This window comes from Pigmentiphaga aceris (assembly GCF_008119665.1).
In the GTDB taxonomy this organism is placed as follows: Bacteria; Pseudomonadota; Gammaproteobacteria; order Burkholderiales; family Burkholderiaceae_B; genus Pigmentiphaga; species Pigmentiphaga aceris.
The window spans coordinates 5153554-5175572 of sequence record NZ_CP043046.1 but is presented as its reverse complement, the minus strand read 5'-3'; the positions used below and the strand labels follow the sequence as shown (position 1 = coordinate 5175572).

Annotated in this window: 27 protein-coding genes; 24 read left to right on the top strand and 3 right to left on the bottom strand. The window is 61.9% G+C overall.

Annotated features, from left to right (window positions below; genetic code table 11):
* The first annotated feature begins 80 nt into the window (after positions 1-80).
* From FXN63_RS26825 to recQ, 24 genes are all read left to right on the top strand, one after another.
* Positions 81-599: a hypothetical protein gene (locus FXN63_RS26825; protein WP_187394988.1), complete on the top strand. Its 519-nt coding sequence runs from the start codon at positions 81-83 to the stop codon at positions 597-599.
* A gap of 39 nt (positions 600-638) precedes the next feature.
* Complete coding sequence (btc22, locus tag FXN63_RS26820; RefSeq protein ID WP_187394987.1) at positions 639-932, top strand: Btc22 family type III secretion system chaperone; 294 nt, start codon at positions 639-641, stop codon at positions 930-932.
* A 31-nt stretch (positions 933-963) separates the two neighbouring features.
* Entirely contained in the window at positions 964-1449 is a 486-nt protein-coding gene (locus tag FXN63_RS26815; protein WP_187394986.1) for a SycD/LcrH family type III secretion system chaperone, read from the top strand.
* Positions 1450-1507: 58 nt separating this feature from the next.
* The gene (sctB, locus tag FXN63_RS22345; protein ID WP_148817681.1) at positions 1508-2293 is read left to right on the top strand and encodes a type III secretion system translocon subunit SctB; all 786 of its coding nucleotides are present in this window, start codon (positions 1508-1510) and stop codon (positions 2291-2293) included.
* Positions 2294-2324: 31 nt separating this feature from the next.
* Positions 2325-3545: a type III secretion system translocon subunit SseC family protein gene (sctE, locus tag FXN63_RS22340; RefSeq protein WP_148817679.1), complete on the top strand. Its 1221-nt coding sequence runs from the start codon at positions 2325-2327 to the stop codon at positions 3543-3545.
* Positions 3546-3574: 29 nt separating this feature from the next.
* The gene (locus tag FXN63_RS22335; RefSeq protein WP_148817677.1) at positions 3575-4039 is read left to right on the top strand and encodes a tetratricopeptide repeat protein; all 465 of its coding nucleotides are present in this window, start codon (positions 3575-3577) and stop codon (positions 4037-4039) included.
* A 5-nt stretch (positions 4040-4044) separates the two neighbouring features.
* A complete protein-coding gene (locus FXN63_RS22330; RefSeq protein ID WP_222863957.1) occupies positions 4045-4479 on the top strand; it encodes a tetratricopeptide repeat protein in 435 nt (144 codons plus the stop codon).
* A 38-nt stretch (positions 4480-4517) separates the two neighbouring features.
* Complete coding sequence (sctI, locus tag FXN63_RS22325; protein WP_148817675.1) at positions 4518-4955, top strand: type III secretion system inner rod subunit SctI; 438 nt, start codon at positions 4518-4520, stop codon at positions 4953-4955.
* Positions 4956-5020: 65 nt separating this feature from the next.
* On the top strand, positions 5021-5779 hold the full coding sequence (gene sctJ, locus FXN63_RS22320; RefSeq protein WP_281290883.1) for a type III secretion system inner membrane ring lipoprotein SctJ: 759 nt from the start codon (positions 5021-5023) through the stop codon (positions 5777-5779).
* Positions 5776-6393 carry a SctK family type III secretion system sorting platform protein gene (locus tag FXN63_RS22315; RefSeq protein ID WP_148817673.1) on the top strand — a complete coding sequence of 206 codons (618 nt, stop codon included), beginning with the start codon at positions 5776-5778 and terminating at the stop codon, positions 6391-6393. Before sctJ ends, FXN63_RS22315 begins: the two co-directional genes overlap by 4 nt.
* 8 nt (positions 6394-6401) lie before the next feature.
* The gene (locus FXN63_RS22310) at positions 6402-7040 is read left to right on the top strand and encodes an HrpE/YscL family type III secretion apparatus protein (RefSeq protein ID WP_148817671.1); all 639 of its coding nucleotides are present in this window, start codon (positions 6402-6404) and stop codon (positions 7038-7040) included.
* Positions 7041-7065: 25 nt separating this feature from the next.
* Positions 7066-8397, top strand: coding sequence for a type III secretion system ATPase SctN (gene sctN, locus FXN63_RS22305; RefSeq protein WP_148819703.1), 1332 nt, complete (start codon positions 7066-7068; stop codon positions 8395-8397).
* Positions 8394-8900 carry a type III secretion system stalk subunit SctO gene (gene sctO, locus FXN63_RS22300; protein WP_148817669.1) on the top strand — a complete coding sequence of 169 codons (507 nt, stop codon included), beginning with the start codon at positions 8394-8396 and terminating at the stop codon, positions 8898-8900. The genes sctN and sctO overlap by 4 nt, the downstream gene beginning before the upstream one ends.
* Complete coding sequence (locus FXN63_RS22295) at positions 8897-9484, top strand: hypothetical protein (RefSeq protein ID WP_148817667.1); 588 nt, start codon at positions 8897-8899, stop codon at positions 9482-9484. The genes sctO and FXN63_RS22295 overlap by 4 nt, the downstream gene beginning before the upstream one ends.
* Positions 9485-9563: 79 nt before the next feature.
* Entirely contained in the window at positions 9564-10631 is a 1068-nt protein-coding gene (gene sctQ, locus FXN63_RS22290) for a type III secretion system cytoplasmic ring protein SctQ (RefSeq protein ID WP_148817665.1), read from the top strand.
* Positions 10628-11356, top strand: coding sequence for an EscR/YscR/HrcR family type III secretion system export apparatus protein (locus FXN63_RS22285; protein WP_148817663.1), 729 nt, complete (start codon positions 10628-10630; stop codon positions 11354-11356). The genes sctQ and FXN63_RS22285 overlap by 4 nt, the downstream gene beginning before the upstream one ends.
* Positions 11357-11363: 7 nt before the next feature.
* Entirely contained in the window at positions 11364-11630 is a 267-nt protein-coding gene (sctS, locus tag FXN63_RS22280) for a type III secretion system export apparatus subunit SctS (protein WP_148817661.1), read from the top strand.
* 16 nt (positions 11631-11646) lie between these two features.
* Positions 11647-12447: a type III secretion system export apparatus subunit SctT gene (gene sctT, locus FXN63_RS22275; RefSeq protein ID WP_148817659.1), complete on the top strand. Its 801-nt coding sequence runs from the start codon at positions 11647-11649 to the stop codon at positions 12445-12447.
* Complete coding sequence (sctU, locus tag FXN63_RS22270) at positions 12444-13499, top strand: type III secretion system export apparatus subunit SctU (protein WP_187394985.1); 1056 nt, start codon at positions 12444-12446, stop codon at positions 13497-13499. Before sctT ends, sctU begins: the two co-directional genes overlap by 4 nt.
* Positions 13496-13897: a CesT family type III secretion system chaperone gene (locus tag FXN63_RS22265; protein WP_148817655.1), complete on the top strand. Its 402-nt coding sequence runs from the start codon at positions 13496-13498 to the stop codon at positions 13895-13897. The genes sctU and FXN63_RS22265 overlap by 4 nt, the downstream gene beginning before the upstream one ends.
* The gene (sctC, locus tag FXN63_RS22260) at positions 13897-15906 is read left to right on the top strand and encodes a type III secretion system outer membrane ring subunit SctC (protein WP_281290832.1); all 2010 of its coding nucleotides are present in this window, start codon (positions 13897-13899) and stop codon (positions 15904-15906) included. Before FXN63_RS22265 ends, sctC begins: the two co-directional genes overlap by 1 nt.
* Before the next feature lie 180 nt (positions 15907-16086).
* Positions 16087-16662 carry a BspR family type III secretion system anti-sigma factor gene (locus FXN63_RS22255; protein ID WP_148817653.1) on the top strand — a complete coding sequence of 192 codons (576 nt, stop codon included), beginning with the start codon at positions 16087-16089 and terminating at the stop codon, positions 16660-16662.
* A gap of 106 nt (positions 16663-16768) precedes the next feature.
* The gene (locus tag FXN63_RS22250) at positions 16769-17377 is read left to right on the top strand and encodes an RNA polymerase sigma factor (protein ID WP_148817651.1); all 609 of its coding nucleotides are present in this window, start codon (positions 16769-16771) and stop codon (positions 17375-17377) included.
* Between the two features lie 139 nt (positions 17378-17516).
* Entirely contained in the window at positions 17517-19352 is a 1836-nt protein-coding gene (recQ, locus tag FXN63_RS22245; protein WP_148817649.1) for a DNA helicase RecQ, read from the top strand.
* Between the two features lie 146 nt (positions 19353-19498).
* Here the strand turns inward: recQ and trmB are convergent, their stop codons facing one another.
* The 3 genes from trmB to FXN63_RS22230 all read right to left on the bottom strand — a co-directional run bounded on the left by trmB (position 19499) and on the right by FXN63_RS22230 (position 21873).
* Positions 19499-20275 (bottom strand): tRNA (guanosine(46)-N7)-methyltransferase TrmB, encoded by a 777-nt coding sequence (trmB, locus tag FXN63_RS22240; protein WP_148817647.1) that lies wholly within the window; start codon positions 20273-20275, stop codon positions 19499-19501.
* Between the two features lie 2 nt (positions 20276-20277).
* Positions 20278-20478 carry a sulfur carrier protein ThiS gene (gene thiS / locus FXN63_RS22235; protein ID WP_148819699.1) on the bottom strand — a complete coding sequence of 67 codons (201 nt, stop codon included), beginning with the start codon at positions 20476-20478 and terminating at the stop codon, positions 20278-20280.
* Between the two features lie 288 nt (positions 20479-20766).
* Positions 20767-21873, bottom strand: a complete 1107-nt coding sequence (locus FXN63_RS22230; RefSeq protein ID WP_148817645.1) for a branched-chain amino acid aminotransferase — start codon at positions 21871-21873, stop codon at positions 20767-20769.
* Between the last annotated feature and the right edge of the window lie 146 nt (positions 21874-22019).

Genomic DNA, 22019 nt, shown 5'->3' with positions numbered 1-22019 from the left:
CTTCAATGGCGCGGACATGACAACGATCCGCCCCTCATCCCAACATCGCGGCCGCAATGGCCAATTCAGGAGTTCGCAACATGTCGGTAAACGCAACTAATGGCGCAGGCGCCATCAATCTGCAGAATCTCCAGTCTCTGGACCTCGAAACCGCGCTGATGATGGTGCAGAGCGAGCGCACCAAGCTGCTCGACTCCCAACTGCAGACCCAGATCCAGGAAGTGCAGAACCGCAACGAACTGTCGTCCAAGCTGAACACGGCACTCAATGCCATGAATACCGTATTGAACCGTGCAGGTACGAACGCCGCTGACAAGCCTTCGAGCGCCACGGACGCCGAGATCGCTGCGGTCAAGACCGCGTTCAAAGATGCTGGTATCACGGATGTCTCGATCACCAAGGACACCAAGCGCAGCGACATCGAAACGGCCATCACCAAGGTCAAGGGCCAGATCGACGCGTTGGGCAACACGCAGCAGATGGATATGCTCCGCTTGCAAAGCATGTCGAACAAGCGCAATGAAGCCTTCGACGTGATGACGAATTTCGTCAAGAAGATGCAGGAAAGCCGTTCGTCCATCATCGGCAACATGCGCTGATCGGCGCGCAACCCCACACCCCCCTAGTCAGGATCAGTCATGTCGAAGAAAGACCCGCAAGAAATCCTCCGCGAATCAGAAGCCCTCGTTGCCCGCGTCAAAGAGCAACTCGCCGAGACCGACGCCTTCTATCGCAGCCAAGGCCTCGACCCGGAAAAAGTGCGCGCAGTCGTCGCTCAGAACACCGGGGACAAGGAAATCGCCGAGGCGAAGGCGCAGTTCGACGCCGATATGGAAGCTGTCGAGCGCGAAGTTGCAGAAGAAGCGGCCCGTTCGAGCTTTGCCACGCCTGTACGCGCCAGCACGGGGAAGAAACCCCGTTTCATGGTCTGAATTTTTTCATCTTGCCGTCGGGAGCCCAATCGTGAGTCAGCAAAGCCAGGAAGTTTCAACAAAAGACGAAGAAATAATCGAAGGTCTGAAGACCGCGCTGCTGGCGGGCGGAACGATTGGTCCGGCGTTGGACATCACGGAAGATGAGCGCGAAGCCATGTACCAGCTGGGGTATGGCTTCCATCAGCAAGGCCGCTACAGCGAAGCGTTCAAAGCGTTTTCGATGCTGGTGATCTGGGATCACCTGGAACCCCGCTACCTCGTGGCACTGGCCAGCACTTGCCAGATGCTCGGACGCTACGCCGATGCACTGCAACATTACATGATGGCAACACTGATCAGCCTGGATGATCCGGTGCCGCCATTTCATTGCGCCGAGTGCCTGATTGTCCTGGAGCGTCTGCCCGAAGCCATCGATTCGCTGGAGCTGGTGTTGAATCTGGCCGGTGATGATCATCCGGTCGTGAAGGCACGTGCCGAAGCCTTGTTGGCCTCGATCAAGACCAAACTGCAATAACGCCCCCTAATTTCGATGCTCGGCCAGGTGCCGTCATCGCCGTTGCGAAGAGCCTCTCATGTCCATGCCGATCAATCCCAGTCAGACAGGTCCTGTCTATACGCCGCCCGGTGATACGTCTCAGCCGATTGTCCAGAAGGGCAGCGTTACGCCCCCTCCCGCCATCGTGCTGGGTGAGGCGGAGCGCATCAAGATGGCGACATTCACCACCGGCTTCCAGAGCGAAGTGCCGCCGCCGGCCTCCGATACGCCGCCCTATCAATCGGTCAACCTGGACAGCACGCTCGCGGGTATAGGTGAGAAAGAAGTGATGACCGACATGTACGCGGTAATGGCCTTGTTCCAGAAAATGGCGCAAGAGCAGCGGAATTCGGCGCGTGAAGTGCGCGGCAGTGAAATGCAGGCGCAGGTGAACTCGCTGAAGAACGCTGCCCAGGAGATCAAGGACGCGGCCTACGACCGTTACGTGGGCGCGATGATCGAGGGGGGAATGCAGATCGGTGGCGGGTTGTTGAACATGGCGGGCGGCGTCAAGGCCGGCAAGGTTGCGGCCGGCGGCGACCAGGCCGGTGCCACCGCGATCTCGGGTAAATACAGTGGTGCCGCCGGCGTACTCACCGGCATCGGCACCATGGCGAAAGCCTCGCAAGACTTGAAGGCAGCCGATCACGATGCCAGCAAGGCACGCTATGAAGCTGATGCCAAGGTCCACGAGTCGGGCGTGCAGCAGGCCAATGACCTGATGCAGCAAATGATGGATGTGATCCGCGATGTCCGCGACAAACTCGGTTCCATCGAGCAATCGCGCATCGAAACCAGTCGCGGCATGGCCCGCAATATCTGATCGGCCCTGCGGCCATCCTCCAGGAACGACCATGAGTGCCATCTCTTCTACTCCCAACCCAGCCAGTTTCGCCACTACGGGGCTCCCCGATCCTTCTCTGGCGACCAATCCTGGCTTGACGGCCGGCATTGCCGGCAAGCTGGCCAATACTGCGCTGCTGGGCGAACTCGCCGACGCCGCTGCCAAGATGATGCTGACCAAGTCGGCACCGGGCGGCGACGAGGTGAGTGATAAGCGGGGTGCCCCGGCAATCCCCCAGCCTTCCACCAGCATTTCGTCGGACGACATGGTGGCGCTGCTGCGCAGCATTCGCTCCAAGTCGCAGGACGCACAGCTCGAAGCTGCCAAGGGTGGCGTCGAAACCGCGCGGATCAAGGCGGAAAAAAATACTGAGGGCCAACTCAAGAAGATCGAAGAGTGGGTCAAGAAATGTGAAGAGGCAGCCGCCAAGTCCAAGGCCGGTGGCATCTTCGGCTGGATCTCCAAAATCGTTGCGGTGATCGCCGCCGTGGTGGCTGTCGTGGCCTCGGGGGCGCTATCCGTCCTGAGTGGTGGTGCGGCCACGCCCCTGATGGCGCTTGCCATGATGGCACTGGTCGGCACGACGCTCGCCCTGGCCGATCAGATATCCAAAGAGGTCGGCGGGCCGGGGATCAGCATTGCCGGGGCCTTGACCCAGATGACTGCCAAGTTCCTGGAAGCCTGCGGCGTAGACAAGGAAATGGCCGGCAAGATCGGTACCTTGGTTGCAGGTGCCATCGGTTGCGCGACTGGCTTGGTGCTGGCTGAACCTGGCCTTGCCGCCTCCATGGCAACGGGCATTTGTCAGCTGGCTGGCGCAGATGACGCGGTTACCGGTTACGTGGCAATGGCGGTGGGCATGGCAGCCGCCATCACCATCGGTGTCGTGACGGTAGTGGCGTCCGGTGGTGCCAGTGCGGCAAGTACTGCGTCGAAGATTGCAGGCGCAAGCGCCCAGTTCGTGCAGGGTGCCGCAGGGGTCGGCGCGGGCACGGTCACCATGCTCAAGGCGGGGGACGAAAAAGCCGCTCAGGGCGCGCTCGCTGGCAAGGCCGAACTGGCGGCCGAGATGGTCAAGCTGCAGGCGGCGCAGGAAGACGGCCGTGAAGAAATCAAGAAAATCATTCAGCAGATCGAAGACGGCCTGGCCGCTGTCTCGAAAATGATCAACGACTCTGCTGACAGCATGTCGCAGATCACCGCCAATATGGGCAAGCGGATGGCGGTATGAACACCGCCACCGCCATTAAGGAGTCATCGATGTCCCAAGCTGCCGCGAATCTTCGCAGCGAGTATGGCCAGAAACTGTATGACGGCCTGGATGCCTTGCCTTCGAGCAAGCGCCTGACCTCCGAGCAGCTGGAAGTCATTTATTCGCTGGCATACGCGCATGTGGTGCAGCAGCAGTACGCCCAGGCACTGCCGATTTTCACCTTCCTGGCGCAGTACGGCCCCACCCGCAAGCATTACCTGACGGGTCTGGCGCTCAGCCTGCGCAAGGTGGGTCGTTTCGACGAAGCCATCAATATGTATTCGCTGGTGCTGGTGCTGTTCCCGGATTCGCTGGAAGCTGCGCTGCACATTGCCGAATGTCAGATTGGCCAGAACGAACTGGGTCAGGCGCGCATCTCGCTCAGCCAGCTTGTCGAGGCCACTGAAGACGACCCGGATCTGCAGACTCGTGCCCGCTCGCTGCTCGAATTGCTGTCACGGGGAGCCGCCTGATCGGCATGGTCGATTTCCCGTCGTTCTCAGCAGCACCGCCGCCTGATTCCGATCAGGCGGCGGTGCTGCTATTGCCGGACGACGCCAAGTTGCTGACTGAAATCGGCTTCCTGGCGGCAGCGTCTGGTGACGTGTCGCGTGCAGAACGCATCTTCAACGGCTTGGCGCGTCTGCGTCCGGGCCGCGCCTATCCGTCGGTAGGTCTGGCCGTGGCGTGGATGAATGCCGGCCGCGCCGCCGATGCGGTGGTGCTGCTTGAAAAAGCGCAGACCTCAGACCCCGAAGAACGCGCCACGCTCGACGCCTGGCGTGGCTTTGCCTTGCAGCTTGCCGGTCGAATCAGCGAAAGCCGTCGCGTGCTGGATACGCTTGCCGCCAAGGATGGCGATGCTGGCGTTCTTGCGCGGGGATTGCTGGGTCTGGCGCAAGAGGGCAAGTAGAATGAATCACGCTCGTAACAGAACATAACGGAGCCTGCATGGACATCGCAGCCGTCGCCCTCGCACAACTCGCCCCCGGTCTGTCAGGCACCGCCGCCACACCGGCAGTTGCGCCGACCACGCTTGCCACCGAGCGTTTCAACGCCATCATGAATGCGCCCGACATGAGCACCATCACGGGTCCGTTGCCGACGTCGGCAACCATCGTGCAGGCACCGGTCACGCCGCTGACGGACGCCGGGTCGCCCACCTTGGGCAATCAGATTCTGTCGGGCCTGCGCACCACGGCTTCTGACTTCTCCCAGAAGTGGCAGAACATTGCGGTGGGCCTGGACAAGACGGTTACGCAGCCGAACATCGCAGACATGCTGCGCCTGCAAAGCGAGCTGGTGCAGGTATCTGTGCAATACGAACTGGTGGGCAAGGCCGTCTCTCGCACGACGCAGAACATCGACGCCATGGTGAAGATGTCGTGATCAATATGAAAGGTGCTGTCTTGCGCGCTGTATCAAGTCTGGCGGGCATCGTTGGCCTGTCGAAGATCCTGTCGGCATGTGCGGATGTCCGCCGTGTCGCGCGTGTGGCGCTGTTCGGCAGCCTGGTCTTGCTGGCCGCCTGCGGTGCCCGGGTAGACCTGCTGTCGGCCAGTACCGAGGCCGAAGCCAATGAAGTGCTGTCGGCACTGCTCGACGCGGGCATGGACGCCCGCAAAACCACGACCAAGGCCGGTGTGGCGGTCAATGTCGATTCCACGCAGGTGGCGCGTGCGCTGGATGTTCTGCGCGCGCGCGGCCTGCCACGCGAACGTTTCGACGGCATGGGCCAGATATTCCGCAAGGAAGGTCTGGTGTCTTCGCCGCTGGAAGAACGTGCGCGTTATGTCTATGCCTTGTCCCAGGAGCTGACCAACACCTTGTCGCAGATGGACGGGGTGCTTGCTGCCCGGGTGCACGTGGTGTTGCCGGAACGCGGCGGCGTCGGTGAAATTACCACGCCTTCCACGGCAGCGGTGTTCATCAAGCATCAGGCGGGTTACAGCCTGGATGCCTTGCAACCGCAGATCCGCAAGCTTGTCACCCACGCGATTCCCGGTCTGACCGAAGATCGGGTGTCGATTGCGCTGGTGTCTGCACAGCCTGCATCGGCGGCATCGCGCGGTGTGTTGCCGGCAATGGATGCCGGGACCATGCCGCCTGCACTGGTCTACGGATTGGCGGCGGCGGTGCTGGTACTGCTGTTTGCCATCGCGGGTCTGGGTTGGCGTTATCGCAGTCTGCGCACGCGGACGGCCGCTGCATGAATGCGCCCGTCCAGGCGTTGCTGATCTTCAATCAGCTGCCCAGTCGCAGCCTGCATCCGAGCCGCGTCGCGGCGGCGGTGCAGGCTGCGTTGTCACGTCTGCAAGGCGTGCCGGCAGCGCTGGACGCCTGGCATCGGCACTGGTCGCAAGACATCTTGCGCGAGCACGATCTGACTGACCGCCCGGTGGCCGCCGTGCCGCGCCCGGAATTGAGTCTGGCGTTGCTGTCGTCGCCCGACTTGTGCCTGTTGGCACAGCGCATTGGCACGGTGTTGTGTGCACCGCGTCTTCGCGCCACCATCGCAGGCCAGGAAATCCGCGCCATCAACGACACCCTGTCGCCCGATCTGTTGCAGCTTGCCCGCGTCGATGCCTCGTCGATTCATCCGGGTCTGCCTGACAGTCGCCGCTGGGATATTTCGCGCACGCTCGAATCCATCGATGTGCTGGGGCGTGGTGTCCTGCTTGCCGCGTTGCGGCCCGCCGGGCCGGCGCTCAGTGTGCGCGCCGAACTCAAGCTGCCCGATTCTCCGGTGCTGGATGCTCCGCTTGCTGCCGCCGATGCGCTGGCGCTGGCCATGCGTCTTGCCCCTCGCGCTTTAGCTGGTTTTTGATTCCCGACATGGCCTTTCTTCAGTACCGCAGCCCCACCGATCCGCGCCGCCTGGCCGCCCAGATCGACCCCACGGTGCGCATTCTGCGCGCCGACGCGTACGCCAGCGTGGTCGATGCAGAAACCTTGCTCGCCCAGGCACGTATTCAGGCTGATGCCATCGTGGCCGGCTCGCAGGCCGCGTTCGTGGCGGAGCAGGAACGTGGCTACGCCGACGGTCGTGAAAGCGCCTTGATGGACCAGGCCGAAAAAATGATCGAAACCGTGGGGCGTACGGTCGATTACTTCACCAATGTCGAAAACGAGATGATCGACCTGGTGATGATGGCAATGCGCAAGGTGGTCGACGGTTTTGATGACCGTGAAAAGACCTTGATCGTGGTGCGCAACGCGCTGGCCGTGGTGCGCAACCAGAAGCAGATGACCTTGCGCCTGCACCCCGACGAAGTGGAAACGGTGCGCGCGCGTGTCAACGACCTGCTGGCGGCTTACCCCGGCGTGGGTTATCTGGACATTCTGGCCGACGGTCGTCTGGAACCCGGTTCGTGCATTCTCGAATCCGAGATCGGGCTGGTCGAAGCCAGCCTGGAAGCGCAGATAGCCGCCGTGCGCAATGCGTTCGAACGCATGCTCGGCTCCCGGGTCTGAGGCCGTGACCAAGCACCCTCCCAGTATCAGGCAGTTCAGCTACATCACCGAGATGATGGAGCTGGCGCTGCAAGACTCGCCCACGCTGCGTATTCGCGGCCGTGTGGTGCAGGTGATCGGCACCATCATCAAGGCCGTTGTGCCCTCGGTGAAGGTGGGCGAACTCTGCATCTTGCGCAATCCCGGCGAAAGCTTCGAGATGAAAGGCGAGGTGGTCGGCTTCGTCAAAGACGCCGCGCTGATCACCCCCATCGGCGACATGTTCGGCATCTCGTCCGCCACGGAAGTGATCCCCACCGGCCGTGCCCACATGGTGCCAGTCGGCAACGGTCTGCTGGGCCGTGTGCTGGACGGCCTGGGTCGTCCGCTGGATGAAGCCGAACTTGGGCCTATCGAAGCCAACAAGTTCTACCCGGTGTTTGCCGACGCACCCGATCCGCTCAAACGCCGCATCATCAACCAGCCGCTGGAATTGGGCGTGCGTGCCCTCGACGGCTTGCTTACCTGCGGCGAAGGCCAGCGGATGGGCATTTTCGCTGCGGCCGGCGGCGGCAAGTCCACGCTGATGGGCATGCTGGTGAAGGGCGCAGACGTTGACGTGACGGTGGTCGCCCTGATCGGCGAACGCGGTCGTGAAGTGCGCGAATTCCTGGAACACGAACTCGGCCCGGAAGGCCGTCGCAAAAGCGTGATCGTCTGCGCCACCAGCGACAAGTCTTCGATGGAGCGCTCGAAGGCCGCCTATGTCGCTACGGCGATTGCCGAGTACTTCCGCGACCAAGGCAAACGGGTGCTGTTCCTGATGGACTCGGTTACCCGTTTCGCCCGGGCGCAACGCGAAATCGGCTTGGCCGCTGGTGAGCCACCGACTCGACGCGGTTATCCGCCGTCGGTGTTCGCCACGCTGCCCAAGCTGATGGAACGCGCCGGTATGAACGAACACGGCTCGATCACCGCGCTCTACACCGTGCTGGTGGAAGGCGACGACATGAGCGAGCCGATCGCCGACGAAACCCGATCGATTCTCGACGGCCACATCGTGCTGTCGCGCAAGCTCGGCGCGGCCAATCACTATCCTGCCATCGACGTGCTGGCGTCAGCCAGCCGGGTGCAGAACGCCGTCATTTCGCCCGAACACAAGGCCGCTGCCGGTCGCCTGCGTGAACTGATGGCCAAGTACCAGGAAGTCGAGCTGCTGGTGAAAATCGGGGAATACAAGCGCGGCGGTGACGCCACCACTGACGAAGCCATCGACAAGCACGAAGCCATTCGCAGCTTCCTGCGCCAGCGCACCGACGAACATTCGACGCTGCCGGAAGCCGTCAAACGCATGCAGGAACTCGCAGGCAAACGATGAGCATGTTCAAGGAGCTGCTGTCGATCAAGCGCTTCCGCGAGGGGCAGGCAGAGCTGCGCGTCGCGCGTGAACGCACCAGTCATCAGCAGGCCGAACTTGCCCGTGTGGCGGCGCAGGAAACGCTGGAGCGTTTCCGCATCGAAGCCGTGGAACGTGAACTCGGCATGTACGCCGACCTGTGCAGCCGCGTGGTCAAGCTGCGTGACATCGAAGACGTCATGCAGGGGGTGGCCACGCTGCGCCACACGGAACAAGCGCGTGAACAAGATGTGGAACGCGCCGATGAACACGTCGAACTCACCTTGAAGGCCCTGGCAGGTGCGCGCGAATCGCATCGGCTGGCGACGCGCATGACCGAAAAGTTCGTCGAACTGGCGCAGATCCATCTGGACGAGCAGTTGCGCGAGCAGGAGTACAAGGAAGACCAGGAAATGGAAGAAGCGGCGTCGGTGCGCCGTGATCGTGAAGACTGGGAAGATCACGCGGAGGTAGACCTCGAATGAGCATTGATCGACGTATCGACCTCGACAACGGATTTACCCAGCGCTTTGCGCCGCAGACTTTCGAGCAGGCGGGCACATCGCTGAAGTCGGACACCCCGCCGTCGGATACCGACCGCAAGGCGTTCGAAGACGCCATGTCAGCCGAGCACGACGCTGCATCTGCCGCCGCAAAGCCGAAGGCCAATGAAGCATTGCTCGCTCCGCCCGCTCCGTTTGCTTTGTTCGGCACTGCACGCACCGACGCATCGGGTCAGGCTGCTGTTCCGTCGGGCTTGGCCGATGTGCTGTCGCAGTCTGCCGAACAATTGATGATCAATGACCAGGACGGCCGGCGCGAAGTGCGGGTCGAACTGAAAGACGACGTGTTTCCCGGCGTGTCGGTGGCCGTTTTCGAAAACGAAGGGCGTCTGGTAGCGGCCTTCACCTGTTCCGACGAGTCTTCGCGCGAACGTCTGGCCGCCTGCGCACCGGCGCTTGCCAAGGAGCTTGCACAGTCCTTGTCGCGCGCCACGCTGGTGCAGGTGCAAACCGACGACCCCGATGATCCCTGCCTGGTTGAAGCCGGTGCCGATGCCTCTCCGTGACGACTGATGCCTGGCCTTGCCAGCATCACCCCGCCACCTGTAGCGCTCCCCGTTTCGCCACTTTTTATTTGTACCGCCTATGACCTCGCCCCCGGCTCCGCTCGCGCTTCCTCGCTATACCGCCCATCAGGCACAGGCCGGTTCCCTGATCGCACGTCATGGAGCAGCCATGCGTCTGGTCGTGCCGTTGTCCGAAGGGGCTGACGGCCGGCCCGCGGCCTGGCATCTGGGCCTGGCTCCCGATGTGACTGCTGCTGTATTGGCCAATGCCAATCAGACAGCGGTATTCGAATGGGCTGGCGCGCGTTTTGTGCTGGCGCTTCCCGCTCGCGCGGCGCAAGCCTGGCTGGCCTCGCGTTTCGAGGGCCTGGACCTGTCCGACCTGCCGTCAGCGTTCCAGGCCGCTGCGCTGGAAACCTTGTTGAACGATGCCACGGCTGCCTTGGGCGGGTTGTCCACCGCTGGCCCGGCCCGCATCGTGGAAGCCTTCCACGGCAAGCAAGCCGCGCTGCAGGCGCACACCTGGACCTTGACCGCACGCAGCGAAGCCACCGGCGAAATCCTGGTGGGCGTGCTGTCCACCGATGCGCTGGGCCTGATGCTGCTGGCGGGTCTGGTCAAGCGTGCCGACCCCATCGTCAATGAACTCGACCTCGATTCATTGCCCGTTGCCGTGCGCGTGAAACTTGGCGAAACCCGCCTGTCCAACGCCGACCTGCGTTCGCTGCATCCGCGCGACGTGGTGATGCTCGACCACTATTTCGTTTCGCCCGACCAGGAACTCTGGCTGGCCACTGCTGGCGGCCAGGGCATTCGCGTGCGCCAACAAGATTCTGCATACCTCGTAACCAAAGGCTGGACCGCGCTGATGACCCAGACTCCCTCATCCACCTCGACCGATGAATCGGTGCCGCTGGATCTCGACGCCATTCCCGTTCGTCTGGAATTCGACCTGGGCGACCGCCACATTTCGCTTGCCGACCTGCGCAAGCTGCAACCCGGCGAGGTCTTTGCCCTCGACCGGCCGCTGGCTGAAGGGGCGGTGCACATTCGCGCCAATGGTGCGCTGATCGGCACGGGTGAACTCGTCGAGATCGACGGGCGTATCGGCGTCACCATCCGCACGATCGGCAAGGCGCAGGCATGACCGATTTCGATCCCATCAGCCTGGCGTTTGTGCTGGCGCTGTTGGCGCTGGTGCCGCTCGCCGCGGTGATGACGACCTCTTTCCTGAAGATCGCCATCGTGCTGACACTGGTGCGCAATGCGCTGGGCGTGCAGCAAGTACCGCCGAACATGGCCTTGTACGGACTGGCGGTGATTCTGTCGGCCTACGTCATGGGACCGGTGGTCATGCAGATCAACGACAACCTGCGTGCGGCCACCGCCGTGTCCACGCCTGCCGCGCCCAGCGCCGGCGGCGGTGCCACCGGCATGGCCCGCGCCCCTGTCGTCCCGAACAGCACCACCGGCAATACCCGCCTGGACAATATTGTCGACGCCATCACGACTGGGGCCGAACCGATTCGCGGCTTCATGATGAAGAACAGCCGCTTCGAGCAGCGCGAATTCTTCCTGCGCACCGCTCGCGGTCTGTGGGGCGAAGAACGCTCGCGCAATCTGAAGGCCGACGACCTGATCGTGCTGATTCCGGCCTTCGTGTTGTCGGAACTCACGGCCGCGTTCCAGATCGGCTTCCTGCTGTATTTGCCCTTCGTGGTGATCGACCTGATCGTCTCCAACATCCTGCTCGCCATGGGCATGATGATGGTGTCGCCGGTCACGATTTCCATGCCGCTGAAGCTCTTCCTGTTCGTGATGGTCGATGGCTGGACACGTCTGATTCAGGGCCTGGTCCTGTCTTACTCCTGAGCGCGCCATGGGTACCGTCGACATCGTTTCCTACATGACCCAGGCGCTTTACCTGGTGCTCTGGCTGTCGCTGCCACCGATTGCAGTGGCGTCCATCGTGGGCGTGCTGTTTTCGCTGTTCCAGGCGCTCACGCAGATCCAGGAGCAGACGCTGTCCTTCGCGATCAAGCTGATTGCGGTGTTTGCCACCATTTTGCTGACCGCACGCTGGCTGTCTGGCGAGCTGTACAACTTCACGGTCTCGGTGTTCGACGTGCTTTACAAGATCCACTGACCGTGGCCGGAACCAAATGATCTCGGGCGTTACCTATGTCGAGCTGAAGCAGTTTCTCGGCACGCTGGCGCTCACGCAGCCGCGCATCCTCGCCATGTTCGTGATGCTGCCGATCTTCAACCGGCAGATCCTGCCGGGCATGTTGCGTTATGCGGTGGCTGCATCGATGGGCCTGGTGCTGGTGCCCATGCTGCAGCCGCAGTACGCCGTGATGAGCGTCAGCACGATCGAACTGGTGTTGATCATCTGCAAAGAGGTCTTCATCGGCGTGGTGCTGGGTTTTCTGGTGGCTATTCCATTCTGGATCTTCGAGGCGGTCGGGTTCGTGATCGACAACCAGCGGGGCGCCAGTCTGGGAGCCACCATCAACCCGGCGACCGGCAATGATTCTTCCCCCATGGGCATCCTGTTCAACCAGGCGTTCATGGTGTTTTTCCTGGTGGGCGGCGGGTTTGCGTTGATGCTGACCTTGATCTACGACAGCTACCGCCTCTGGGATCTGTTTTCCTGGGCACCGACCCTGCGCGCGGAAAGCGTACCGGTGTTCCTGGAGCAATTGAGCCGCTTCATGCGTATGGTCCTGCTGCTCGGTGCGCCTGCCATCATCGCCATGTTCCTGTCCGAAATCGGGCTGGCGCTGGTGAGCCGCTTCGCGCCCCAGTTGCAGGTGTTTTTCCTGGCCATGCCGATCAAGAGCGGATTGGCCTTGCTGGTGCTGGTGCTCTACATGAGCACCTTGTTTGAATACGTGGGCGAGATGATCGGTGACATCCGCGGCATCGTGCCCATGCTCGATGCGCAGTGGCGGTCGCCATGAGCGGCGAAAAAACCGAACAGCCAAGTCAGAAAAAGCTGCGCGACGCGCGCAAGAAGGGCGACGTCGCGCACAGCAAGGACTTCACGCAGACGCTGCTGGTGTTGGCCTTGTTCGGCTACATGCTGGGCAATGCCAGTGGCATTGTTGAATCGCTGGGCAAGCTCATTCTGGTGCCCGCCGACCTGGTCGGGATGGAGTTCAACGCCGCACTGAAAACCGCGCTGGACGCGGTGCTGCGGGAAGCCATCGCGCTGGTATTGCCCTTTGTATTGATCGTGCTGATGGTCGGCATGGGATCGGAATTTCTTCAGGTGGGCATCGTGCTCGCGTTCGACAAGCTCAAGCCCTCGGGCAAGAAGCTGAACGTGATGGACAACCTGAAGAACATGTTTTCCAAGAAGAGCCTGGTCGAGTTCCTGAAATCGATCCTGAAGATTGTGTTCCTGTCGGTGCTGGTCACGCTGGTGGTGCGCGATGCCTTGCCCGAACTGATGGTGGTGCCGCATTCGGGGTTGTCCGGCATGGGCGCTGCCATTGGCAGCATGATGCGCACGCTGGTCATCAATATTGCGGTGGCCTATGCCATCTTGTCGCTCGCCGATTTCGCCTGGCAACGCATGCAATACAAGAAGGGCCTGATGATGAGCAAAGAGGATATCAAGCAGGAATTCAAGGAATCCGAAGGCGACCCGCACATCAAGCACCAGCGCAAACATCTGCATCAGGAGATGGTCATGCACGGCGCGGTCACCAAGACACGCAAGGCCTCGGTGGTGGTGACCAACCCCACCCACCTGGCCATTGCGATTTTGTACGACGCAGAGAAGACCCCGCTGCCCATGGTGCTGGCCAAGGGGGAAGGCACGCTGGCTTCTGAGATGGTGCGAGCCGCGCGCGAGGAAGGCATTCCAGTCATGCAGAACATTCCGCTTGCGCGTGCACTCATGTCGCAAGCGCAGATCGATCACTACATTCCCAGCGAACTCATCGAACCCGTTGCCGAAGTGTTGCGCCTGGTGCGCAAGCTCGCGGCCGAGGACCCGAACCCATGAATGCCAACGTGCATCCCCTGATCCACGGCTATGTCGCCCGACATGGCCTGCCACCGGAAACCCTGCGCGCCGACGGCCGCGCAACGCTGGTGGTCGACGATCGCTGGCGCGTCCATCTGCAACGTGCCGACGCCGGTTGGCTTGCCATCACGGCCCGGCTGTGTGCGCTGCCGCCTGTCGGCATCGCGCGCGACGACTTCATGCTGCACATCGGCCGCATGGCGGGCGGCATGGCCAGCAAATATGCGTCGACCTGCTCGATCGACCCCAAGGAAGAAGGGCTGTGGTTGCAGCAGTCCGTGCGACCCGACAGCCACGATATCGAGGTCGATGAAGCCCTCGCGGAATTTCTCAATGCACTGTCGTTCTGGACGAGTGCGGTACGGCGGAAATCTTGATGACCAAGAAATATGCAGTGAAGCGGATGATGCTGGCCGGGCTGTTGAGCCTGGGCCTGCTGGGTACGGCGCAGGCCGTACCGTCCTGGCCCGATGCACCCTACAGCTATTACGCAACCAACGCCCCGTTGCGCACCGTGCTGCAAGAAGTGGCGGGCAGCTTCAGCCTGTCCTTGCAGGTGGGTTCGTCGGTGTCCGGCGTGGTCAACGGTCGCTTCAATGCGGCCAACCCGACCGAATTCATGAACCGCCTGGGCGGTGTCTACGGCTTCAACTGGTTCGTGTACGCAGGCACCTTGTATGTCAGCGGCGCGGCGGAAACCGCCACGCGCTCGGTCAGTGCCATGGGTGGCTCGATCACCAGCATGCGTCAGGCGCTGGAACAGCTCGGTGTGCTCGATCCGCGTTTCGGCTGGGGTGAATTGCCCGAGCAGGGCGTGGCGCTGGTGTCCGGTCCCCCTGCCTATCTGGACCTGATCGACCGCACCATTGCCGCCATGCCCACGGGCGGTGGCGGCCAGCAAGTGGCGGTATTTCGCCTGAAGCATGCATCGGTCAATGACCGCAGCATCGCCTATCGCAATTCGCAGGTCGTCACGCCCGGCCTGGCAACCGTGCTGCGCAATCTGATCAGCGGCAGTGGCAGCAACAACAACGAAACCTTGTCGTCGATTGCCGCGCCGTTGCGCGAGCGTCCGCCCGTGTTCACGGACCTGGTCGGCGGCGGTGGCGCAGGGGCGGGTGGCGGCGGAGCCAACAGCGTCGCCAGCACCTCGCCAGTCAGCGGCGTGCCCGCCGCAGGCAGCGAAGCAGCACCGCGTGCAACCGGCACGACGCGTGGGTCCGTTCGCATGCGCGAACCCACCATCCAGGCCGATGCACGCCTGAACGCGATCATCGTGCAGGACATCCCGGACCGCATACCAATCTATCGCACCCTGATCGAACAGCTCGACCGCCCGAGCACCTTGATCGAGATCGAGGCGATGATCGTTGACGTGAACTCGGAAGTGGTCAGCGAACTGGGCGTAACCTGGGGCGCCCGCTCGGGCAACTCGGTGCTGGGGTACGGCAACCTGGCGCTGGGCACCAGCGGCGGCGTGCTGCCGATCGACAGCGCGGCCACCACGCTTACCCCCGGCACCATCGGCCTGAGCCTGAGCAATCGGTTGGCGGCGCGCATTCGTGCGCTGCAGACCGACGGTCGCGCCAACATCCTGTCGCAGCCGTCTATCCTGACGGCCGACAACCTGGGCGCACTGATCGATCTGTCGGACACGTTCTACATCCAGACGCTGGGTGAACGGGTGGCTACGGTCACGCCGGTGACAGTCGGCACGTCGCTGCGGGTTACGCCGCGCTTCATCGATGGCAAAAATGCCGGTCAGGTCGAACTGACCGTCGACATCGAAGACGGCAGCATCCAGGAAGAACGTCAGATCGACGGTCTGCCCACGGTTCGTCGCAGCACCATCAGCACCTTGGCTGTGGTCGGCAACGACCAGACCTTGCTGATCGGCGGCTACAACAGCTCGCAGGATTCCGAGCAGGTCGACAAGGTGCCGGTGCTGGGTGATATCCCCGGCTTCGGTGTGCTGTTCTCGTCGAAATCCAAGACGATCCAGCGACGCGAACGCCTGTTCATGATCCGGCCGCGCGTGATCGCGATCAATGGTGAACCGGTGGTGGCGGGCGTCACCTCGGAAGTGGCACCCGCCGGTGCCCCGGTTGCGCCGACGGTGGGCCAGTATCTGGACCGCGAACAACTGAATCGTTCGGAAGTGCGTGTGCTGCCTGCGGCCCCGGCTGTGTTGCCGACAGCGCCGGTCTTGCCGGGCACGCCGCCCTTGCAGCCGCTGGCACCGGTGCAGGCACCAGATGCTACCTCGCGCGGTCAGGTGATTCGTATCGAGCCGCGTTCACCGCGCGGCGCATCCACATCGTCGTCTACGCGCAGCAGTGCGTCGTCGTCGGCGCGTTGGGATGCGCAGATTTACGAGGGCCAGTAGGCACTGCCGACGCGCATCATTCATATGGTTGATCAAGGCCCGGATAAATTAGCGCCTGCCGTTAAACGGGTCTTAATCATGACAACTTATCTTCTTAAACAATAAAATACTTTGGAACCATGAACCGGCCGCGGTTACTTAACCGATATACGCTTTGAATCATCGGCCCAGACTGCTCGTATGACTATCTCGCCAATCTCTTCTTCGTCCGGATTCGTTTCCCTTGACGCCTTTACCCAGGCGGCTGCAGGTGGACGCGAGGTCTACGCCGATATCGCCGGCGAACGCTTGCAAGTGATGGCCACCGGCAGCTTGCCCAATGGTCGCAGCGTGGCGTGGATCGCGCCGAACGTCGATACCGCATCGATGTTCGTCGATACCTTGGCGCGCACCTTCGGCACGGGTGTCGGCACAGCCGTCGCGCGTGAACTCGACTTGGTCAGTGCGCCCGGCAAGCCCTTGTCGTCCCGAACCGTTACGCTCGCCGTCGACATGGCGCGCGAAGCAGGCCAAGCTCTGGGTGGTGTCGACTTTGTCACCCAGCTCGCGTTTTCGGCCAAAGCCTCCGGTGCCGAGTTCGAACGCACGGCGTCCGCGCTTGGTATATCCGGCTCACTTGACGCTGCCCAACGCCAGACCATCGACGATGCCATGCAGCGTCGTTTCGATGAGGCTGCAACGTCTGGAAACTCTCCCGTACCGCCGTCCGTCGCCCAGTCTTGGTTGAGCGAGATCCTGAATAGCCGTTTGGCCTGATACAGCGCCGTTTCGGCTATTTTCCCCTGACGTGGGAAAATCGTTACAGATAGTGCAAAGAGAAGCATTTATCTGTAAAAATACGCGGTCCGGTTAGAGCATCTACATGGCAAATTCCCAGGAACTCAACGCAACGTCCGAGCAAGGCGTGGCACCGACGCTAGAGTCCGGTGCCTGCGGTGCTTGGAACGCCAGCGAAGAATTCCTGCTGCGTGATCTGGTCCGAGAGCATTCCACGCGCTTGCGTCGTTTCATCATCAAGCACATCGGCAATACCTCGGAAGCCGACGACCTGGCTCAGCAGGCCTTCGTTGAAGCTGCCCGCTCTTATCAGGCGTTTCGCGGCGAATCCCAGCTGTCTACCTGGCTCTACGGCATTGCGCTCAATCTGGTGCGCAATCACTTGTCACGGGCACCGGAACGCCGTTACGAATTCGTCGGCACTGATGCGCTTGACGACCACTCCGCGCCGATTCTGGCTCCTTGCGAGCAGATCGAACAGCGTCAGACCATGCAAGCCTTGTCCGACTCGCTGAACGAACTTCCCGAGAACATGCGCGACATCCTGCTCATGGTGGGCGTCGACGACTTGTCTTATGAAGAAGCGGCCGCATTGTTGATGGTGCCCATCGGCACTATCCGCAGCCGTCTGTCGCGCGCGCGCAGTGCGCTGCGCGACAAGCTCAACCAGCGCGGTATCGCGCTCAACGACTGACGCGCAACGACTGAACCTGTGTGGTGCCAGGGCCGATTCGGTCCTTTGTCACGCCCGCTGTTCGGCTGGTTGCAGACGGCTTGGACATTCCTGTCGCCCCCTCGATTGAGGCCGCACCGACGCGGCATACAATTCCTCTATGCCTATCTCTTCCGAACCGACCGCGCAGGACGTGCTCCAGCGCGTTTTCGGCTATGACCATTTCCGGGGCCACCAGGCCGATGTCGTCAACCAGGTGGTTGCTGGCGGTGATGCACTGGTGTTGATGCCTACCGGGGGCGGCAAGTCGTTGTGCTTCCAGATTCCTGCTTTGGTTCGTGCCGGCACCGGCGTCGTCGTGTCGCCGCTGATCGCCTTGATGCAGGATCAGGTCGATGCCCTGACCGAGCTTGGCGTGCGCGCGGCGTATCTGAATTCCACGCAGGACATGGCCACCGTTCGGGAAGTCGAACACGCGTTCGTGTCCGGCCAGCTCGACATGCTGTACGTCGCGCCCGAGCGGTTGCTGACCGATCGCTGCCTGTCTTTGCTGGCGCGCGGCAACATTTCCCTGTTCGCGATTGATGAAGCGCACTGTGTATCGCAGTGGGGGCATGACTTCCGCCCGGAATATCTGGGCCTGTCGCTGTTGGGCGAACGCTGGCCAGATGTACCGCGCATTGCACTGACGGCAACCGCCACCGAGGCCACCCGCATCGAAATCATCGAGCGTTTGGGGCTTCATGACGCGCAGGTGTTTGTGTCGAGCTTCGACCGCCCGAACATCCGTTACCGCATCGTCGAAAAGAACGATCCGCGTCGGCAACTGCTCGATTTCGTGAAGAACGAACATGCGGGCGACGCAGGCGTCATCTACTGCATGTCGCGCAACAAGGTCGAAGAAACGGCTGAATTCCTGTGCCAGCAAGGCATCGACGCGATGGCCTACCACGCGGGCATGGACGCGCAGCGCCGTGCCGCCAACCAGGCGCGCTTTCTGCGCGAAGACGGCGTCGTCATGGTCGCCACCATCGCGTTCGGCATGGGCATCGACAAACCCGATGTGCGTTTTGTCGCCCACCTGGACATGCCCAAGTCAGTCGAAGGCTATTACCAGGAAACCGGCCGTGCCGGTCGCGACGGTTTGCCCGCGCAGGCCTGGATGGCCTACGGCCTGCAAGACGTGGTGCAACAACGCCGCATGATCGACGAGTCCACCGGTGACGACGCCTACAAGCGCCGCAGCGCCGCCATGCTCGACGCCATGCTGGGCCTGTGCGAAACCGTATCGTGCCGACGCACCCGCTTGCTGAACTACTTCGGTCAGGTATCAACGGCCTGCGGCAACTGCGACACCTGCCTGGAACCGCCGCAAGCCTGGGACGGCACCATCGCTGCGCAAAAGGCTTTGTCTGCGGTTTACCGCATGTGGAAGGAACGCGGCCAGCGCTTTGGGACTGCGCACCTGATCGACCTGCTGCGGGGAAAAAAAACCGAGAAGATAGGACAAAATCGTCACGATGAACTCAGCGTGTTTGGCATCGGTGCAGACCTGTCGGACAACGAATGGCGCAGTGTCTTGCGCCAGCTGATTGCGCAAGGTCTGCTGTCGGTCGATCACGAATCCTTCGGCACCCTGGGGCTGACGGAAGCCAGCCGGGCCGTGTTGAAAGGCGAGCACACCTTGATGCTGCGCCGCGAGCCACCCAAACCTGCACGCGGTCGTGGATCGAGCACCAGCACCCGCACCAAGGCACCCGCCATCGTACTGCCGCCTGCGGCCGAACCGGTGTTCGCCGCCTTGCGCAGCTGGCGCGCCAGCATCGCCAAGGAACATGGCGTGCCGGCCTATGTGATTTTCCACGATGCAACCCTGCGCGAAATCGCCCTGGTGCATCCTGAATCGCTGGAAGATCTGGAAGGCATCACCGGCGTGGGGGCGCGCAAGCTGGAAGCCTATGGCGAAGATATCTTGCGCTGCGTGGGCGAGCTTTGAACCTGAATCTTGCCTAGGTTTTTGTTCCGCCAACGCAAGTAAAAATGCCCGCCTTGCACCGATCGATATCGGGCAAGGCGGGCATTTTCATGAGTGCAGAGCAAAGCCGCTCAGACCGGCTTTGTCATGACGCCTCTGAGCAAACTTCAGACAGCGCGACGCTTGAAGAACAAGTCCCACACGCCATGTCCAAGACGCATGCCGCGTGTCTCGAACTTGGTCTGCGGACGCCATTCCGGGCGCGGCGCGTAACCGTCGGCCGTGTTCTCCAGGCTGGGTTCACCGCTGAGCACTTCCAGCATCTGCACGCCGTAATCTTCCCAGTCGGTTGCGCAATGCAAATAGCCGCCCGGGGCAATACGCGACGCCAGCAGCGCCACAAACGCCGGCTGAATCAGACGACGCTTGTGATGGCGCTTCTTCTGCCACGGGTCCGGGAAATACACATGCACGCCGGCCAGCGAATTGGGCGCAATCATGTCGCGCACCACTTCCACCGCGTCGTGCTGAATGATGCGCACGTTCGGCAGCGAAGACGTCTCGATGCGTTTCAGCATCGCGCCAACACCGGCGTTGAACACCTCCACGCCCAGGAAGTTTTCTTCCGAGCGAGCAATGGCGATCTTCTCGGTCGTCTCGCCCATGCCGAAACCGATTTCCAGCACCAGCGGGGCTTCGCGTCCGAAGACGGCAGCCGGATCTATCAGACGGTTTTCGTAGGGCAGGGCCCATTTGCTCAACAGCTTGTCCAGCGCTTCCTGCTGGCCCAGCGTGATGTGGCTGCGGCGATGTATAAAGCTGCGAATGTGCGAGCCAGCCATCGGATGCGACGGATGGTTGGAAAGCGGTGCGTCGCTGGGCTGCGCAGTCTGGGAATCGGACACGTCTGGCGTGTCCAGGGAATTAGGGGTGGGCAAAGTCATTGTCAGCCTCCCCCGACGGCCACCACGATCTCGATCTGATCGTCGTCGGCAAGCAGGGAATGTTCGTGTGCACTGCGCGGCACGATCTGCCCGTTGCGCTCGACGGCGACGCGTTTACCCGCGTAGCCCAGCGCAATCAGCAAATCTGCCACCGAGGTGGGGCCCTCGAACGTGCGTGATTCCCCATTCAGCATGATCTTCATGGGCGCGATTTTAAGCGAGTTGGCCGGACGTGCCGTGACGGCACGCAAACAATCCTGTTCAGACGACCCGAACCAGCCGGACAGCCATGCCGACAGGCGGTTTGGGTCGATGGAAATCACAGGAGGCGGCGAGTCGTCACCCGCTTGTCTACAAAACCCGGCGGGTGAGGGTACCTGTTCTGGCAACGCCCGCGATAACTGTCGCGGTGCGTGTTGTGGCGCTCTTTCGCAGCGCAGGTCCTGGGATCGCCCAGACCTGCGCTGCTTGTCTGACTTAAGCCAAGCGGCTTAGACCAGACGGGTCATCCAGCCGTGCGTATCCGGCAGACGGCCATACTGAATGTCGGTCAGTTCCTGGCGCAGCGACATGGTCACCTTGCCAGCCGGGGCCGAGATGTCACCCACTTCGAAGTCCTTGGCCTTCAACGCGCCGATCGGCGTCACCACCGCTGCGGTGCCGCAGGCAAACGCCTCGGCCACGTCACCGGTCTCGAAGCCACGACGCCATTCATCCAGCGTCACCTTGCGTTCTTCAACCTTCATGCCACGGTCGCGGGCCAATTGCAGAATGCTGGAACGCGTCACGCCTTCCAGAATGCTGCCCGACAGTTCAGGCGTCACCAGCGTACCGTCCTTCATCACCAGGAACACATTCATGCCGCCCAGCTCTTCCAGATACTTGCCTTCCTGCGGATCGCAGAACAGCACCTGTGCGCAACCATGTTCCGATGCTTCCATCTGCGGCAGCAACGATGCAGCGTAATTGCCGCCACACTTAGCCGCCCCCGTACCGCCCTTGGCCGCACGCGCGTAGTCGCTGGACACCCAGATGGCAACCGGCGCCACGCCCTTGGCGAAATACGGACCCGCCGGGCTGGCGATCACGTAATAAGCCGCCTTCTGTGCAGAGCGCACGCCCAGGAAGGTTTCATTGGCGATCATGAACGGACGCAGATACAAGCTGGTCTCAGGAGCCGACGGCACCCAGTTGGCATCAATCTTCACCAATTGGCGAACCGATTCCACAAACAGATCGATCGGCAATTCCGGCAGCGCCAGGCGCTTGGCCGAACGCTGCAGACGCGCGCCATTGGCTTCCGGACGGAAGGTCCAGATCGAGCCATCAGCATGGCGATACGCCTTCATGCCTTCAAAAATTTCCTGGCCGTAATGCAGGACAGACGCAGCCGGGTCGAGCAGCAGGGGGCCATACGGCGTCACCTGCGCGTCGTGCCAACCGGCTTCCACGGTCCAGTCAATCGAGACCATGTGGTCGGTGAAATGCTTGCCAAAGCCCGGATTGGCCAGAATCGCATCGCGTTCGGCCAGGATTCGAGCCTTGGAAGACGGCGTCTGCCGGAAGGCGAGGGGAGTATCTGTAGTCACGGAGCTCATGGAATCGATTCGAGGGGTCGGGTCTGTAAGGCTGGCCGATTGCAGCCTGGCGACAGAAGCCGCCGGTCTCCCAGTTTATTCCATGCGGAGCCAGATGGCTGACAGGGGTTGATCCAAGGGCCAGAACGCGGTGTTTTTGCGCCTGT